This window comes from Streptomyces sp. NPDC006134 (assembly GCF_040628835.1).
Classification (GTDB): domain Bacteria; phylum Actinomycetota; class Actinomycetes; order Streptomycetales; family Streptomycetaceae; genus Streptomyces.
Genome location: NZ_JBEXTV010000098.1, coordinates 1 through 15738, shown reverse-complemented (window position 1 = coordinate 15738; position 15738 = coordinate 1). Strand labels below are relative to the sequence as shown.

Genomic DNA, 15738 nt, shown 5'->3' with positions numbered 1-15738 from the left:
CAGCGAGCCCGAGAGCCACACCCCTCCCCCCTGGGTGCCACAACCTTACGAATGGCTGGGGTGCACCCGTGAGTTGAAAGGTAGGGCGGCCCGATCGGCCGGGTCACCGTGGGCGCGCCGTACACATCGTCCTCACCGCGCTGTTGCCGGCCGCTCTCCGACGGATCCTCCGGCCGCCCCGCCTCCTCGGCGGGCCGCGCCCCCGGCGGAAGGGCGTCCCCTGCTCCCCGCTCCCCGTCCGGCACCCGGAGATACGGGTGGGGACCGGGATACGCCGACCGGTACGGCGTACCGGCCTCGTGCGGGCCGGATCCCGGCGTATACGGGCCGGCCCCCGCACCGTACGGCCCCGACGCCGCCGCATACGGCGGCCTCCCGGAATCCCCGGCCACGGCCCTCGCGTCCCCCGCCCTCGCCTCCCCGCCACCACCAGCCGGCGGCCCCCACGCACCCGGCGGGCTCCATGCACCTGGCGGGCCCCACGTACCCGGCGGGCTCCCCGCACCCGGCGGCCCCCACGCACCCGGCCCACCCCGCACCCCTCCACCCGGCACCACCGCCCGCCGCCCCGCGGCTCCGCTCGCCCACGCCAGCAGCGCTCCGGCGGCGCCCGCCCCCGCGCCCCAGGCGGCACCGAGCAGCAGCGCCATGCCGAGATGCCCGCGCAGCTCGACTCCGGCGCCGAACGCGTCGAAGCCGAGAACCGACAGCGATGCCCGTACGGACACCTCCGTCAGCCGGACCGACAGCAAGAGCACCAGCGCGGTCGCGACACCGAGCCGCAGCGCACACCGCCCCGCGAAACCGAGCGCACCCGGCCCCCGTACCGCCCCCACCCCTGTACCGGCACCCCCACCGGCACCCGCACCCGCCCCCACCGGTGGCATCCGCGCCGCCACCCCCACCGGCGTCCGCACCGCCGTCAGCACCCCCGCCAGCAGCATCGCCACGGCGGCCGCCACTCCCAGCAGCCACACCCGCCCGTCCAGTTCCGCCAGCCGTGCCAGGGTGGCCGGTTCGCCGGAGCGTGCGCTCAGCAGATCGTCCAGCGGGTCCGGCAGGAAACGCGCCGCCTCACCCGTCGCACGCCCCTCCCACGGCACGAACAGGCCGACCGGAAGGCCGAGCCACACTCCGTTCGGCGTGCCCAGCAGCGCGGCGCCCGCGATCCGCTCCGGACGGTCGTCACCGGCCGCCGCGTACGCCGCCGCCGCGAGCCCCGCCGCCACCGCCACCAGCAGGACCGTCACCAGGGCGGACACGGCCGGGCGCACCACGTGGTGCACGGCCTCCCAGCCGCGCGGCAGGGGAGTGCGGCGCGAGGCCAGCAGGGCGATCAGCAGCACCCCGGCCGACCAGCCGAGCCCGCCCAGCAGGGTGGGCGCGGTGTCCACGGTGAAGCCCACGGCCGCCTGCGCGTCGACGAGATCACCCACCCGGTCCGGCAGCAGCCCTCCGAGGTCCCCCCACTCCCCGAGGTCTCCGAGCCCCGGAACCCCGGCACCGTCCGCGTCCGCACCGCCGCCGTCACCACCGCCCGAAGGTCCGTCAGGTCCCAGCGACCCGCCGTCGATCGTGACGACGTCCCGCCCCGCCCACGCCAGCCCGCCCAGCATCGCCACGTACAACGCGACCACCGCGCCCGCGCGCGCGAGGAGTTCGGCCGGTGACACCACAATTCCCGCCGCGCGCAAGGACCGCAGGAAGAAGAACGACAGCAGCACCGCACCGGCCAGGCTCACGCCCAGTGGCGTGATCTCGATGGCGGTGGTCGCCTCCGCCCCCGTCAGACCGAACGCGGACACGTCCCCGGACGGTGTGACCGACCCACCCGACGCGAGCGCCACGACCGCCGCGGTCATGGGCCCCAACGAGCCCGCCGTATCCGCCCGCAGCAGATGCAGCCCGAGCGCGGCCGTGCCGGCCATGCCGATCAACGCCCAGCTCACCGAGGCGATCGCGGACAGCACCACGTCCCCCCACGGCACTTTCGCGCCGTGGCCCGCGGTGCCGGTGCTCGTGGACGCGCTCATGGCAGACCCCCGATCCGCGGCGGTGGTGCGGCATTCCGCCGCGCGTGTCCCCCTCGCGTGGATTACCACTGTCCGGGCAGTTTTCGACCCCGTCAACGGCGACCGCCGCTGTGCACGTACGCGGTCTGCGCAAGGCCCGAGTTCCGGTCAGGAGGCCGGGCCTGAAATAGTTCCCCCCGATGTTCGACATCCCTAGACTCCCTGTGATGGGGGCGATTCGGGGGACAACTCAGTGGGGCATGGAGTGCCGGAACTCGTACTGGAAACCGACGGACGGACCTGGACGCTCGATCCGTCCACGTCGTACGCCCTCGGACGCGATCCGCAAGGGGACATCGTGTTCCACGACGCCAGGGTCTCCTGGCGTCACGCCACGATCAGCTTCGACGGCCGCGGTTGGGTCCTGGAGGACCACGGCAGCACCAACGGCACGTTCGTGCAAGGACGGCGGATCCAGCGGCTGGAGCTCGTGCCCGGTACGGCGGTTCACCTGGGCAACGCCACCGACGGACCGCGGCTGACCCTGTCCGCCGCCGCGACCGGCGCAACCGCACCCCAAGTCCAGCCCCAGCCCCAGCCCCAGCAGCCGTACGCCGCACAGGGCGTGAACCCCGGCGGGGCCGCCCAGCAGGCCCCGGCCGCCCCGCAGGCACCTGCCCCCAAAGGCCCCGGCCCGCAGCCGCAGCAGCGGCCCGCGCCGCACATCCCCCAGCAGCAGAGCCCCGGCGGCGCCGCGGGGACGCCGCCGGTGTACGGCGACCGCAGCCCGACCACGTTCCACCGGTTCGCGCTCGGCCGCGTGATGCGCATCGGCCGTGCCCTGGAGAACGACCTGGTCGTCTCCGACCTCCAGGTCTCCCGCCACCACGCCGAGTTCCACGCCGCGCCCGACGGCCGCTTCGAGATCCGCGACCTGGGGTCGCACAACGGCACGTACGTCAACGGCCAGCCGATCCCCAAGGGCGGTTCCCGCACGCTCGGCCCGGCCGACATCGTCGGCGTCGGCCACTCCGCGTTCCGGATCGTCGGCGACCGGCTGGAGGAGTTCGTCGACACCGGCGAGGTGTCCTTCTCCGCCCGCCACCTGACCGTCACGGTCGACGGCGGCAAGCAGATCCTCAAGGACGTCTCCTTCGGCGTACCCGAGAAGTCGCTGATCGCCGTCATCGGCCCCTCCGGCTCCGGCAAGTCGACCCTGCTCAAGGCGCTCACCGGCTACCGGCCCGCCGACCGGGGCGAGGTCCTCTACGACAACCGGAACCTCTACAAGCAGTTCGCCGAGCTGCGCCAGCGCATCGGTCTGGTCCCGCAGGACGACATCCTGCACAAGGAGCTGACCGTCAAGAAGGCCCTCACGTACGCGGCCAAGCTCCGCTTCCCGGCCGACACCACGGCCGCCGAGCGCGACGCCCGCATCGACGAGGTGCTGCGCGAGCTGAAGCTCGACCTCCACAAGGACAAGAAGGTCACCTCGCTCTCCGGAGGCCAGCGCAAGCGCGTCTCGGTCGCCCTGGAGCTGCTCACCAAGCCGTCGCTGATCTTCCTGGACGAGCCGACCAGCGGCCTCGACCCGGGCATGGACCGCGACGTCATGCAGCTGCTGCGGGGCCTGGCCGACGACGGCCGCACCGTCCTCGTCGTCACCCACTCCGTCGCCGAGCTGGCGCTGTGCGACAAGCTGCTGGTGATGGCGCCGGGTGGCGCGGTCGCCTACTTCGGCCCGCCCGAGGAGGCGCTGAACTTCTTCGGCTACGGCTCCTGGGCCGACGTCTTCTCCGCCTTCGAGAACTACCGCGACTACGACTGGGCCGGCCGCTGGAAGGGCTCGCAGCACTACCAGCTGTACGCCGCGGACGTCGACGCCGCCGCCCCGCAGCCCGTACAGACGCCGCCCCTGCAGGCGATCAAGCCGCCGAAGCCGCAGGGCTGGTTCTCCCAGTGGGGCACCCTGGTGCGCCGCTACCTGTCGGTGATCGCCTCCGACCGGGGCTTCCTCGCCCTGATGGTGATCCTGCCCGCCGTCCTCGGCGCGGTGAGCCTGCTCATCGACCCCGACCACGGTCTGCTGCCCAACCCGCCCAAGCCGGACAGCGGCCGGATCGTCCCGAACGGCACGGCCACCACGGTCCTGCTGATCCTCGCCGTCGGCGCCTGCTTCGCGGGGGCCGCCAACTCGGTCCGCGAGCTGATCAAGGAACGGGTCATCTACGAACGGGAGCGCGCCACCGGCCTGTCCCGGTCGGCGTACCTGATGTCGAAGGTGTTCGTCCTCGGACTGATCACCGTGGGGCAGGGCCTGCTGGTCGGCGTCATCGGTTTCGCGGGCCGGGAGATCCCCGAGGAGGGGCTGGTCCTCGGCGGCGCCACGCTGGTCGAGCTCTCCCTGCCGATCATGGCGCTCGGCTTCACCTCGATGATGTTCGGCCTGGTCATCTCGTCGCTGGTGAGGACCGCCGAGAAGACCATGCCGCTGCTGGTCATGTTCGCGATCGTCCAGGTCGTCTTCACCGGCTGCCTGTTCGCCCTGAACGGCGCGGTCGGCGTCAACCAGGTCTCGTACCTGATGCCGTCCCGCTGGGCGGTCGCCGCCGCCGGCGCCACGCTGGACTTCAACAGGATCAGCCCGCCGGAGGAGGGCGCCGGCGCCGACCCGCTGTGGGAGCACACCGTCGGCACCTGGGCCGCCGACATGCTCGCGCTCCTCGCCCTCGGCGTGATCTGCGGCTTCTTCGTGGCCCGCTTCCTGCGCCGTCACGAGCCCGAGGTCATGCGCAAGTAGGACCGGCCGTACGACCCCGAAGGGCGGCACCCCGTCAGGAGGGTGCCGCCCTTCGGCGTCAGTGATCGCGAGAAGAGGTCCGCGCCGACCTCTCAGTAAGCGCTGTTGACGTTGTCCATGGAGCCGTAGCGGTCGGCCGCGTAGTTGCAGGCGGCGGTGATGTTGGCGACCGGGTCGTAGATGTTCCAGGACGTGCCGGGCACGTGGTAGGCCTTGAAGGTCGGCGGGATGACCTGGAGCAGGCCCTTGGACGGGATGCCGTTGATGGCGTTGATGTCCCAGTTGTTGATGGCCATCGGGTTGCCGGAGGACTCCCGCATGATGTTGCGGTGGATGCCCGAGTACGTGCCCGGGATGCCGTGCTTCTTCATGATGGCGAGGGACTCGCGGATCCAGCCGTCGAGGTTGTTCGGGTAGGTCTTCGCGGAGACCTGCTTGACGGAGACGCGCTTGGCGGAGCGGCTCGCGGCCTTCTGCACCTGGCGCTCCTGGGCGGCCTTCTCCGCGGCGGCCCGGGCGGTCGCCTTCTTCTTCGCGGCGGCCTCGTCGGCGGCCTTCTTCTTCGCCTCGATGGAGGCGACCTTCTCGCTCGCGCCGGCGAGCTGGTCGGTGACGCCTGCCTTGACGCCCTGGATCTGCTCGGTGCTGTACGCCACCTTGGCCGGGGCGCCGGCCTCGGCCGTGGTCGTCTGCCCACCGCCCGGCACCGCGGAGAAGGCGAGGGCGGCGGCGCCCAGCGTGCCGACACCGGCGAGCGCGATCTTGCGGTTGCGGGTCAGGGAAAGACTATGGCCACGGGTAAGGAAGTTCTTGGGCATGGGAGGGGGACCTCTTCGTGTAGCGCGGAGGTCGCTCATGTCCAACGGGGACGGTGGTGCTTCCGGCACAAACGCCGCGGAGGGAACCCGCGGCGCTGAGCGACGTGAGCAATTCTTAGCGGCCGCAAAATTGCGTGGCAAAGGTGTGACGTACGATCCGGGGTAGTGGATCAGGGTGGGGTAAAACAGGGCAGACGGGACTGTTTACCCCGCTCAAAAGGGACGTCTTGCTCTCCTACTCCCCTTCGTAGGTGATCTGCGCCCTATGCGCGGCCTCACATCGGGCCCTCGCCGCTCTCACCCCTAGTTGCTCAAGCAATGCACTCTGTGAGTGCCTGGGCGAGGCCGCCGACGCACCACCGGAACCGCGGCGGCCACCCCGCGGCGCAGCCCCGCCCCGCCGGGGCCTCCGGCACCGGGCGCCGCCCCGGACACGGCGGGAACAACGGCTCGTGCGACACGGCGGGAACAACGGCTCGTGCGCCTTCGCCGGCCCGCATCCCCGCGCCCGGGACGACGGGCCCGCACCCCGCTTCGGCCCGGCCGCCCCGCCCTCCTTGTCCGCCCTTGTCCGCGGGCCCGCACACGCACCCGCCCGCACGCGCGCGTAGTACGCAGTGCTCCGCCCCTCCTGCCTCTCCGCCCCTCCTGCCTCTCCGCCCCTCCTGCCTCTCCGCCCCTCCTGCCCCTCCGGGCCTCCCCGCCCGGCCACCCACCCGCCGCCTCCCCGGACGGGAGGCGGCGGCCCGTAGCGCACCGCCACGCACGCGTACCGGCCGTGTCCGCCCGCCGCCCACACCCGCCACAGCCCCCAGGACCGCTCCCGCCACCCGGGCACAGGACCTCAGCCCTACGCCCACCGCCCTAGGCGAGGGCCGTCACAGGTCCGATCTGCGCTGCCGGCCCTCGCCGGTACCGTGAGGACATGAGTCACGGCCCCCGGTCCGGCCTCGCCGCGGTGAGCTCCGCGTTGCTGGCCATGAGCAGGCACCTGGAGGTGCGCGACGTCCTGAAGACGATCGTCTCCTCCGCCCGCGAGCTGCTCGACGCCCAGTACGCCGCGCTCGGCGTCCCCGACGACCACGGCGGCTTCGCCCAGTTCGTCGTCGACGGTGTCAGCGACGAGCAGTGGAAGGCCATCGGCCCGCTGCCGCGCCAGCACGGCGTCCTCGCCGCGATGCTGCACGAGGCCAGGGCCGAGCGCCTCGCCGACGTCCGCGAGGACCCCCGCTTCGAGGGCTGGCCGGCCGCCCATCCCGATCTCGTCGACTTCCTGGGCCTGCCCATCCGCGACGGCGACGAGGTCCTCGGCGCCCTCTTCCTCGCCAACAAGAACTGTCCGAAGCCCCAGGGCGGCTGCGGCTTCACCGAGGAGGACGAGGACCTGCTCGGCATCCTCGCCCAGCACGCGGCGATCGCCCTCACCAACGCGCGCCTGTACGAGCGCAGCCGCGAGCTGACCATCGCCGAGGAGCGCTCCCGCCTCGCCCACGAGCTGCACGACGCGGTCAGCCAGAAGCTCTTCTCCCTCCGCCTGACCGCCCAGGCCGCGGCCCGTCTGGTGGACCGCGACCCCTCCCGCGCGAAGGGCGAGCTCCAGCAGGTCGCCGCACTCGCCGCGGAAGCCGCCGACGAGCTGCGCGCCGCCGTCGTCGAACTGCGCCCCGCCGCCCTCGACGAGGACGGCCTCGTCGCCACCCTGCGCACCCAGACCCAGGTCCTCGACCGCGCCCACAGCGCGCGCGTGACCTTCACCAGCCGCGGCGTACGCGCCCTGCCCGCCGCCCAGGAGGAAGCGCTGCTGCGCGTCGCCCAGGAGGCGCTGCACAACGCCCTGCGGCACTCCGGGGCGCGGCACGTCGACGTGACCCTGGGCCGGTACGGCGCCGGTGCCGTCCTGCGGGTCACGGACGACGGCAGCGGTTTCGACCCGCAGGCGATCCGCCGCGCGGGACGCCATCTGGGTCTGGTCTCCATGCGGGACCGGGCGAGCGGCGTCGGCGGCGCGCTGACCGTGGAATCGGCGCCCGGCAAGGGCACCACGATCGAGATGGAGGTTCCCGGTGGCTGACGCGATCAAGGTGCTGCTCGTCGACGACCACCAAGTGGTCCGCCGCGGCCTGCGCACCTTCCTGGAGGTGCAGGACGACATAGAGGTGGTGGGCGAGGCCGCGGACGGCGCCGAGGGAGTCGACCGCGCCGAGGAGCTGAAACCCGACGTGATCCTCATGGACGTCAAGATGCCGGCCATGGACGGCGTCGCGGCGCTGCGCAGACTCCGCGAGCTGGAGAACCCCGCGCGTGTGCTGGTCATCACCAGTTTCACCGAGCAGCGCACCGTCGTCCCCGCCCTGCGCGCGGGCGCCGCCGGATACGTCTACAAGGACGTCGACCCCGACGCCCTCGCCGGCGCCATCCGCTCCGTGCACGCCGGGCACGTCCTGCTCCAGCCCGAGGTCGCGGAGGCCCTGCTGTCCCAGGAGGTGGGCACCACCGGCCAGGGCAGGGCGGGCACGCTCACGGACCGGGAGCGCGAGGTGCTCGGCCTGATAGCGGACGGCCGTTCCAACCGGGAGATCGCCCGTGCGCTGGTCCTCTCCGAGAAGACCGTGAAGACGCACGTCTCGAACATCCTGATGAAGCTCGACCTCGCGGACCGCACCCAGGCCGCCCTGTGGGCCGTACGGCACGGCCTGACCGGCTGACCGACCGGTTCGCCCACCACCTACCACCCACTACCCACCGCCGATCGCCGACCGTGACACCGCGGCGACGCGACGCCACGGAAGTACGGAGGGTTCCGCTCCGAGCTGAGATTCATACCGTCGTGGGAATGTCACCCGGATGGCGCATCCTCCGCGGGCCCCGGCCGTTCTCCAGTGCGTGCTGCGGCGACTGCCGCAGCCGTCGCAAGGAGGGCTTGAAAGTGAAGAACCTGAAGAAGGCAGCCGCTGTGACGATGGTGACCGGTGGGCTGCTCGCCGCCGGTGCCGGCATGGCCTCCGCCAGTGACGGCGCCGTCGCCCACGGCAAGGCCGCGGGTTCGCCGGGCGTCCTCTCCGGCAACCTCGTCCAGGCGCCGGTGCACGTCCCGGTGAACGCGGTCGGCAACAGCGTGAACGTCATCGGTGTGCTGAACCCCGCCTTCGGCAACCTCGGCGTCAACCGCTGACCTGCCGCGGAGCCGCCACGGACCACGGCCTCCCGGGCTCGCCCGGGAGGCCGGTCGTCATGTTCCGGCGCCCTCGACGACCGACGACAGGCCCCGGCGCCGAGGAAGACACCTCCCCGAGCGTGGCCCCGGCCCCGCCGCCGGGCGACGCCCGTACGTCACCGCGCCCCCCGCTCCCGTTCCTCCACGACGGAGTTGTACGCCGCCACCTGCGCCCGCCGAGCCGTCCGCTCCACCGGCCGCAGCGCGGCCGACCGCGCCGCCATCTCCGAGGCGCTGACCGCGCCCCCGTGCCCACTGCCGTACGCCAGCGAGATCAGCGCCCCCACCCGCTGCGCCAGCTCCAGCACCCGCACCGCCCGCGGCGGATACCCCGGCGCCAGCACCTGACGCCCCGCTTCCGCCCGCGCCCGGTACGCCTCGATCGCCGCCTGCGCCACCGGCCCCGAAGCGGCCACGTCCAGCCGCGTCAGCACCTCCGTCGCCTCCCGCAGCGCCTCGGCCAGCTCCCGCTCCGCCTCCCCGAGCGACGGCACGTCGGCGGGCGGCGCCTCCCGCACCGGCAGACAGTGCCAGACGACCTCCACATGCACATCGCCCTCGGGCCCGGCCTCGTACACCTCCGGCACCAGCCCGAGCGCGGTGCCGTGGCAGACCACCGCTTCCTCCGCCTCCAGCGCCCGCGCGTTGAACTCCGGCGGCCCGCTCAGCCCCAGCGGATGCCCCGGCGCGGGCAGCGCGACCCGCAGACCGGTCGCACCGAGCGTCCGCAGCCGCCCCAGCGCGAGCGTGAGCCCGACCGGCGCCGACTCGCCCGGCAGCCCCTCCACCCGGTGCACCGCGTCCTCGCCCACGATCGCGAGCGCGGCGTCATCCGGAGCGACAAGTCCGGTGAGAAGGGCATTTCCCCAGGCGGCCAGTCGGCCTGAACGTGGTTCCGAGAGCATGCCTCCACCCTAAGGACCGGACCGATGGAACGGATAAGCCGACCGGTGGCGTAGATTCGTTGAGGGCCCCGCCCACCGGCGGGTCCACCGAGCCACAGGCGTACGCGACAGCCGAGACCGGCCACACTGCAAGGGGAGACAACGCGCTCATGAGCGATGTTCTGGAGCTTCAGGACGTATCCGTGGTCCGCGAGGGCCGGGCTCTGGTGGACCAGGTCTCCTGGTCGGTCAAGGAGGGCGAGCGCTGGGTCATCCTCGGCCCCAACGGCGCCGGCAAGACCACCCTCCTCAACGTCGCGTCCAGCTACCTCTACCCCAGCACGGGTACCGCCACCATCCTCGGCGAGACCCTCGGCAGGCCCGGCACCGACGTCTTCGAACTGCGCCCGCGCATCGGCATGGCCGGCATCGCCATGGCCGACAAGCTCCCCAAGCGCCAGACCGTCCTGCAGACCGTCCTGACCGCCGCGTACGGCATGACCGCCACCTGGCAGGAGGACTACGAGGACATCGACGAGCAGCGCGCCCGCGCCTTCCTCGACCGCCTCGGCATGTCCGACTACCTCGACCGCCGCTTCGGCACCCTCTCCGAGGGCGAGCGCAAGCGCACCCTCATCGCCCGCGCCCTGATGAGCGACCCCGAGCTGCTGCTCCTCGACGAGCCCGCCGCCGGCCTCGACCTCGGCGGCCGCGAAGACCTCGTCCGCCGCCTCGGCCGCCTCGCCCGCGACCCGATCGCCCCCTCGATGATCATGGTCACCCACCACGTCGAGGAGATCGCCCCCGGCTTCACCCACGTCCTGATGATCCGCCAGGGCAAGGTCCTCGCCGCCGGCCCGATCGAGCTCGAGCTCACCTCCCGCAACCTCTCCCTCTGCTTCGGCCTGCCGCTCGTCGTCGAGCAGGTCGGGGACCGCTGGACCGCCCAGGGCCTCCCGCTGTCCTGACCCTTCCCGGCACCTGCCGACATCTGCCGGCACCTGTCGGCACCTGTCGGCGCCTGTCGGCACCGCGCCGGTGCGCGGGCCGGATGCCGCCGTGAGCCGCACGGCGCCCTGTCCGCGCCCCGGTTCGCGGACCTACCATGACCATGTGACCAACATCGACGCATGGGTGTGGTGGCTCGTCGCCGCGGCAGCGCTCGGAATCCCGCTCGTCGTGACCGCGATGCCGGAGTTCGGGATGCTCGCCGTGGGCGCGGTCGCCGCCGCGGCCGCCTCCGGATTCGGCGCAGGTCTCGTGGTCCAGGTCCTCGTCTTCGTCGTCGTCTCGGTCGCCCTCATCGCCGTCGTACGGCCCATCGCCGCGCGGCACCGCAACCGGAGGCCCCAACTGCTCTCCGGCGTCGAGGCGTTGAAAGGCAGACAGGCCGTCGTACTGGAACGCGTCGACGGCTCCGGCGGCCGGATCAAGCTCGCCGGCGAAGTCTGGTCCGCGCGCGCCCTCGACACCGGCCGCGCCTACGAAGTGGGGCAGGAAGTGGACGTCGTGGACATCGAGGGGGCCACGGCGATCGTCATGTGACCTCCCATGACGCAAGTGGCGCGAACACCCCCCGGGGCACGCGACGGTCTGTCAGACTCGACCAGCAAGATCTTCAACAGCCGTAAGATCGTGCACGATTCGCAAGATCTGCCGGAAGCGCCGAGGGGCGAAGACGGAGAAGGGGACGGGGAACGACGATGCAACCGGTCATCATCGTCCTGATCATCCTGGTGGTGTTGGTCTTCATCGCCCTGATCAAGACGATCCAGGTCATCCCACAGGCCAGCGCCGCCATCGTCGAGCGCTTCGGCCGCTACACACGGACCCTGAACGCGGGCCTCAACATCGTCGTCCCGTTCATCGACACCATCCGCAACCGCATCGACCTGCGCGAACAGGTCGTCCCGTTCCCGCCGCAGCCGGTGATCACCCAGGACAACCTGGTCGTCAACATCGACACCGTCATCTACTACCAGGTCACCGACGCCCGGGCCGCCACCTACGAGGTCGCCAGCTACATCCAGGCCATCGAGCAGCTCACCGTCACCACGCTGCGCAACATCATCGGCGGCATGGACCTGGAGCGGACCCTGACCTCCCGCGAGGAGATCAACGCGGCCCTGCGCGGCGTCCTCGACGAGGCCACCGGCAAGTGGGGCATCCGCGTCAACCGCGTCGAGCTCAAGGCGATCGAGCCGCCCACCTCCATCCAGGACTCGATGGAGAAGCAGATGCGCGCCGACCGCGACAAGCGCGCCGCGATCCTCCAGGCCGAAGGTGTCCGGCAGTCCGAGATCCTGCGCGCCGAGGGCGAGAAGCAGTCCCAGATCCTGCGCGCCGAAGGTGAGGCCAAGGCCGCCGCACTGCGCGCCGAGGGCGAGGCCCAGGCCGTCCGCACGGTCTTCGAGGCCATCCACGCCGGCGACCCGGACCAGAAGCTGCTCTCCTACCAGTACCTCCAGATGCTGCCGAAGATCGCCGAAGGCGACGCCAACAAGCTCTGGATCGTCCCCAGCGAGATCGGGGATGCTCTCAAGGGCCTGTCCGGCGCCATGGGCAACTTCGGCGCCATGGGCGGCGGTTCGGCCAACGGCGGCTCCACCGGCGGCAACGGCAACAGCGGCACGGAACGCCGCGAGAAGCCGTCCATCGACTGACGGCCGCTCCCGACACACAGTGCCCCGCGCCCACCCGAGGGACGCGGGGCACTGCGCGACCGGCCACGGACACCCCGCGTCCGACCGCCTCTTCAAGCCCTTACGGCGCTCGTCACGCAGCGCCCAGAGCCAACCAGTCCGGCAGCGCAGAGAGGTCCTCCTGCCCCAGCGCCAGCAGCATCGCGTCCGCCGGCGTCGGCTCGAACGGCTGTCGCAGCAGCGCCATCCCCGCCTCCTCCGGCGTCCGGTCGGCCTTGCGGTGGTTGTCCTCCGCGCACGCGGCGACTGTGTTCAGCCACGTGTCCTGCCCACCCTGCGACCGCGGCACCACGTGGTCCACGGTCGTCGCCCGCCTGCCGCAGTACGCGCACCGGTGCCGGTCCCGGACCAGCACACCCCGCCTCGACCACGGCGCTCGTCTTCGGAACGGCACCCGTACGTACTGGCAGAGCCGGATCACCCGGGGCGCCGGTATGTCGACCGCCGCTCCCCGCATCCGCAGTTCGGGGTGGGCCTGTTCGACGACGGCCTTGTCCTGAAGCACCAGAACGACGGCTCGGTTCAGCGTCACCGTCGACAGCGGCTCGAAGCTCGCGTTCAGCACCAGCGTGTCCCGCATACCAGCCCACCTCCCGTGTGCACCGGCCCACCCCCTGGCGGGCTGGGATCAACTCTGGCCGGGCACGCCGGGAGGGACAACGCAATATCCGCTGCTCCCACGAGGGAACCCGCCACCCCCGCGGCCCCCCGGCAACAAACATGCCCGCCTCTGATCACTTCCAAGACCAGAGACGGGCAAACGTTCCGCGAACGCTCGGTTGCTCAGCTTTCGGCGGGCACCTCGTACTCACCGATCAGCCGGGCCCGCGCGATCGTGTGGAACCGCAGGTTGAAACCCACGACCGCGGGCGTCGCGTCCGCGTCCGGCCCCAGCTTCTCCTGGTCCACGGCGTACACGGTGAAGACGTACCGGTGCGGGCCGTCACCGGCCGGCGGCGCGGCACCGCCGAAGTCCTTGGTGCCGTAGTCGTTGCGGACCTGGACGGCACCCTCCGGCAGCCCCTCGAACTTCCCGCTGCCCGCACCCGCCGGCAGCTCGGTCACCGAGGCCGGGATGTCGAACACCACCCAGTGCCAGAACCCGCTGCCCGTCGGGGCGTCCGGGTCGTAGCAGGTCACGGCGAAGCTCTTGGTCTCGGCCGGGAAGCCCTCCCACCGCAGCTGCGGCGAGGTGTTGCCCTCCGCGTAGACCTGAGCGTCCTTGAGCCTCGCGCCCTCCTGGACGTCCTCGCTCGTCACCGTGAACGACGGCACGGGCGGATGGAAGTCATGGGGGAGCGGCGGCCTCTTCAGCTCGGTCACCTCGGTACCTCCTGATCGGTTCCTGGGGAGTTTCCCGATCACGCCGATCGGCGGAATCGGTGGTTCCCGAGCCTAGAACCAGTTGCGCTTGCTGCCGACCTCGGACAGCCACTGGTTCAGGTACGCCGCCCAGTCGGTCCCCTGGTAGTCGTTCAGCCCCACCTGGAACGACCGGAACGTGTCGCTGCCCTCGCTGAACAGCCCCGGCTTCTTGTCCATCTCCAGGACGACGTCCATGGCGTGCTCGTCGGCCACGAAGCTCAACTCCACCTGGTTCAGCCCCCGGTACTGCTGCGGCGGGAAGAACTCGATCTCCTGGTAGAACGGCAGCTTCTGCCGTGTGCCCCGGATGTGGCCGCGCTCCAGGTCCGCGTTCTTGAACCGGAAGCCCAGCTGGATGAAGGCGTCCAGGATCGCCTTCTGAGCCGGCAGCGGGTGCACGCTGATCGGGTCCAGGTCACCGGAGTCCACGGCCCGCGCGATCGCCAGCTCCGTGGTCACGCCGATGTTCATTCCGCGCAGCGGCTGCCCGTCGATCACCGTGATCGGCGTCTCCCACGGGATCTCCAGCCCGAACGGCACCGCGTGCACGGCGTTCGCCTGGAGCTCGAAGGCACCGCCGAGCTGCACCTTCGTGAACTCGATGTCCTGCTTGTACTCCTGGTCGCCGCTCTCCACCTCGACCTTGGCCTGCAGCCCGACCGACAGCGCCTCGATCTGCTGGTTGACGGACCCGCCCTGGATCCGCACCTCACCCTGGACGACACCGCCCGGCACGACGTTGACCTCGTTCAGCACCGTCTCGACCGAAGCCCCGCCGGCTCCCAGGCTCGCGAGCAGCTTCTTGAACGCCATGTCTCTCCCTCATCAGTGGACGGCTGATCACCGCGGACATCTGTCCCCTAGGAACGCGATCCGGCCGTGCCCGGTTCCGCGCCCCACCCTGGCAGGGCGGGGACCGCCCGACCACCCCGGTGCGGCACCCGTCTGCAGTACGCTCGGACGGCATGATCGCGACCCCCGACCGTACGCCCCTGCCCAGGAGCTTCTTCGACCGCCCCGTCCTCGACGTCGCCCCCGACCTCCTGGGCCGCGTCCTCGTCCGCAGCACCCCCGACGGTCCGATCGCCCTCCGCCTGACCGAGGTCGAGGCCTACGACGGCCCGAACGACCCCGGCTCCCACGCCTACCGCGGCCGCACGGCCCGCAACGCGGTGATGTTCGGCCCTCCCGGGCACGTGTACGTCTACTTCACCTACGGCATGTGGTTCTGCATGAACCTCGTGTGCGGACCCGAGGGCCGCGCGAGCGGGGTCCTGCTCCGCGCCGGCGAGATCATCGAGGGCGCAGAGCTGGCCCGCACCCGTCGGCTCTCGGCCCGCAATGACAAGGAACTGGCCAAAGGCCCCGCGCGCCTCGCCACCGCCCTGGACGTGGACCGGACCCTGGACGGCACGGACGCCTGCTCCACCGAGGACACCCCCCTGAGCATCCTCACCGGCACCCCCGTACCGCGTGACCAGGTCAGCAACGGCCCCCGCACCGGAGTGGCCGGCGAGGGCGGCATCCACCCCTGGCGCTTCTGGATCACCGGCGACCCGACGGTGAGCCCGTACCGGCCCCACGTTCCGAGGCGCCGCCGAAGTTGACGCGCCCTCGCGAGCCGCGTAATGTATTCCGAGCCGCTGAACCGGGTACGGCAATCGCCTGCAGCCGGAGCGGCCAACCCACTACCTACGACTTCCCCTCAGCGGGGACGAATTCGGCGTGCCCGCATGCCTGAATTCGGCCTCACAGGACTCGATTATGAGCCCGCAGGGAAATCGGCTAACGTAGTGAATGCCGAAAGGACGACGGACGAAAGTCCGGAAGCCTCAGGCAAAACCCGCCGACTGGGAATCAGGCCCGAAAGGATCTGATAGAGTCGGAAGCGCCGGAAAGGGAAACGCGAGAGCGGGAACCTGGAAAGCACCGAGGAAATCGGA

The 15738-nt window shown here is 71.7% G+C and carries 14 protein-coding genes; 8 read left to right on the top strand and 6 right to left on the bottom strand.

Features of this window, described 5'->3' with window-relative positions; translation table 11 throughout:
* A partial coding sequence (locus ABZ340_RS35170) for a streptophobe family protein (protein ID WP_358785960.1) occupies positions 1–2033 on the bottom strand: 2033 nt, incomplete at its 3' end.
* 244 nt (positions 2034–2277) lie between these two features.
* Here ABZ340_RS35170 and ABZ340_RS35165 point away from each other — a divergent pair.
* Positions 2278–4812, top strand: a complete 2535-nt coding sequence (locus ABZ340_RS35165) for an FHA domain-containing protein (protein ID WP_358785959.1) — start codon at positions 2278–2280, stop codon at positions 4810–4812.
* A 92-nt stretch (positions 4813–4904) separates the two neighbouring features.
* Here the strand turns inward: ABZ340_RS35165 and ABZ340_RS35160 are convergent, their stop codons facing one another.
* Positions 4905–5630 carry a transglycosylase SLT domain-containing protein gene (locus ABZ340_RS35160; RefSeq protein WP_358785958.1) on the bottom strand — a complete coding sequence of 242 codons (726 nt, stop codon included), beginning with the start codon at positions 5628–5630 and terminating at the stop codon, positions 4905–4907.
* Positions 5631–6555: 925 nt separating this feature from the next.
* Here ABZ340_RS35160 and ABZ340_RS35155 point away from each other — a divergent pair.
* The 3 genes from ABZ340_RS35155 to chpE all read left to right on the top strand — a co-directional run bounded on the left by ABZ340_RS35155 (position 6556) and on the right by chpE (position 8802).
* Positions 6556–7701, top strand: a complete 1146-nt coding sequence (locus tag ABZ340_RS35155) for a GAF domain-containing sensor histidine kinase (RefSeq protein ID WP_358785957.1) — start codon at positions 6556–6558, stop codon at positions 7699–7701.
* Positions 7694–8335 (top strand): response regulator transcription factor, encoded by a 642-nt coding sequence (locus ABZ340_RS35150; protein WP_358785956.1) that lies wholly within the window; start codon positions 7694–7696, stop codon positions 8333–8335. Before ABZ340_RS35155 ends, ABZ340_RS35150 begins: the two co-directional genes overlap by 8 nt.
* Positions 8336–8556: 221 nt before the next feature.
* Positions 8557–8802, top strand: coding sequence for a chaplin ChpE (gene chpE, locus ABZ340_RS35145; protein ID WP_358785955.1), 246 nt, complete (start codon positions 8557–8559; stop codon positions 8800–8802).
* Positions 8803–8960: 158 nt separating this feature from the next.
* On the opposite strand, the gene ABZ340_RS35140 is transcribed toward chpE, so the two are convergent.
* Positions 8961–9749 carry a hypothetical protein gene (locus tag ABZ340_RS35140; protein ID WP_358785954.1) on the bottom strand — a complete coding sequence of 263 codons (789 nt, stop codon included), beginning with the start codon at positions 9747–9749 and terminating at the stop codon, positions 8961–8963.
* A 149-nt stretch (positions 9750–9898) separates the two neighbouring features.
* Between ABZ340_RS35140 and ABZ340_RS35135 the strand changes: the two genes are divergently transcribed.
* The 3 genes from ABZ340_RS35135 (at position 9899) to ABZ340_RS35125 (ending at position 12391) form a co-directional block, all read left to right on the top strand.
* Entirely contained in the window at positions 9899–10696 is a 798-nt protein-coding gene (locus ABZ340_RS35135; RefSeq protein ID WP_358785953.1) for an ABC transporter ATP-binding protein, read from the top strand.
* 145 nt (positions 10697–10841) lie between these two features.
* Positions 10842–11273 (top strand): NfeD family protein, encoded by a 432-nt coding sequence (locus tag ABZ340_RS35130; protein ID WP_358785952.1) that lies wholly within the window; start codon positions 10842–10844, stop codon positions 11271–11273.
* Between the two features lie 158 nt (positions 11274–11431).
* The gene (locus tag ABZ340_RS35125; protein WP_358785951.1) at positions 11432–12391 is read left to right on the top strand and encodes an SPFH domain-containing protein; all 960 of its coding nucleotides are present in this window, start codon (positions 11432–11434) and stop codon (positions 12389–12391) included.
* A gap of 112 nt (positions 12392–12503) precedes the next feature.
* On the opposite strand, the gene ABZ340_RS35120 is transcribed toward ABZ340_RS35125, so the two are convergent.
* The 3 genes from ABZ340_RS35120 to ABZ340_RS35110 form a co-directional block, all read right to left on the bottom strand.
* The gene (locus ABZ340_RS35120) at positions 12504–13010 is read right to left on the bottom strand and encodes an HNH endonuclease (protein ID WP_358785950.1); all 507 of its coding nucleotides are present in this window, start codon (positions 13008–13010) and stop codon (positions 12504–12506) included.
* A 203-nt stretch (positions 13011–13213) separates the two neighbouring features.
* Complete coding sequence (locus ABZ340_RS35115) at positions 13214–13753, bottom strand: YbhB/YbcL family Raf kinase inhibitor-like protein (protein WP_358785949.1); 540 nt, start codon at positions 13751–13753, stop codon at positions 13214–13216.
* Positions 13754–13825: 72 nt separating this feature from the next.
* Positions 13826–14608 (bottom strand): sporulation protein, encoded by a 783-nt coding sequence (locus tag ABZ340_RS35110; protein ID WP_358785948.1) that lies wholly within the window; start codon positions 14606–14608, stop codon positions 13826–13828.
* Between the two features lie 152 nt (positions 14609–14760).
* On the opposite strand from ABZ340_RS35110, the gene ABZ340_RS35105 reads away from it, so the two are divergent.
* Complete coding sequence (locus ABZ340_RS35105; protein ID WP_358785947.1) at positions 14761–15402, top strand: DNA-3-methyladenine glycosylase; 642 nt, start codon at positions 14761–14763, stop codon at positions 15400–15402.
* The last annotated feature ends 336 nt before the right edge of the window (positions 15403–15738 follow it).

Bases quoted from the DNA above. Each gene is read 5' to 3' on its own strand.
- ABZ340_RS35160 (WP_358785958.1), bottom strand. From the start codon at position 5,630: ATGCCCAAGAACTTCCTTACCCGTGGCCATAGTCTTTCCCTGACCCGC.
- ABZ340_RS35155 (WP_358785957.1), top strand. From the start codon at position 6,556: ATGAGTCACGGCCCCCGGTCCGGCCTCGCCGCGGTGAGCTCCGCGTTG.
- ABZ340_RS35140 (WP_358785954.1), bottom strand. From the start codon at position 9,749: ATGCTCTCGGAACCACGTTCAGGCCGACTGGCCGCCTGGGGAAATGCC.
- ABZ340_RS35135 (WP_358785953.1), top strand. From the start codon at position 9,899: ATGAGCGATGTTCTGGAGCTTCAGGACGTATCCGTGGTCCGCGAGGGC.
- ABZ340_RS35125 (WP_358785951.1), top strand. From the start codon at position 11,432: ATGCAACCGGTCATCATCGTCCTGATCATCCTGGTGGTGTTGGTCTTC.
- ABZ340_RS35120 (WP_358785950.1), bottom strand. From the start codon at position 13,010: ATGCGGGACACGCTGGTGCTGAACGCGAGCTTCGAGCCGCTGTCGACG.
- ABZ340_RS35110 (WP_358785948.1), bottom strand. From the start codon at position 14,608: ATGGCGTTCAAGAAGCTGCTCGCGAGCCTGGGAGCCGGCGGGGCTTCG.
- ABZ340_RS35105 (WP_358785947.1), top strand. From the start codon at position 14,761: ATGATCGCGACCCCCGACCGTACGCCCCTGCCCAGGAGCTTCTTCGAC.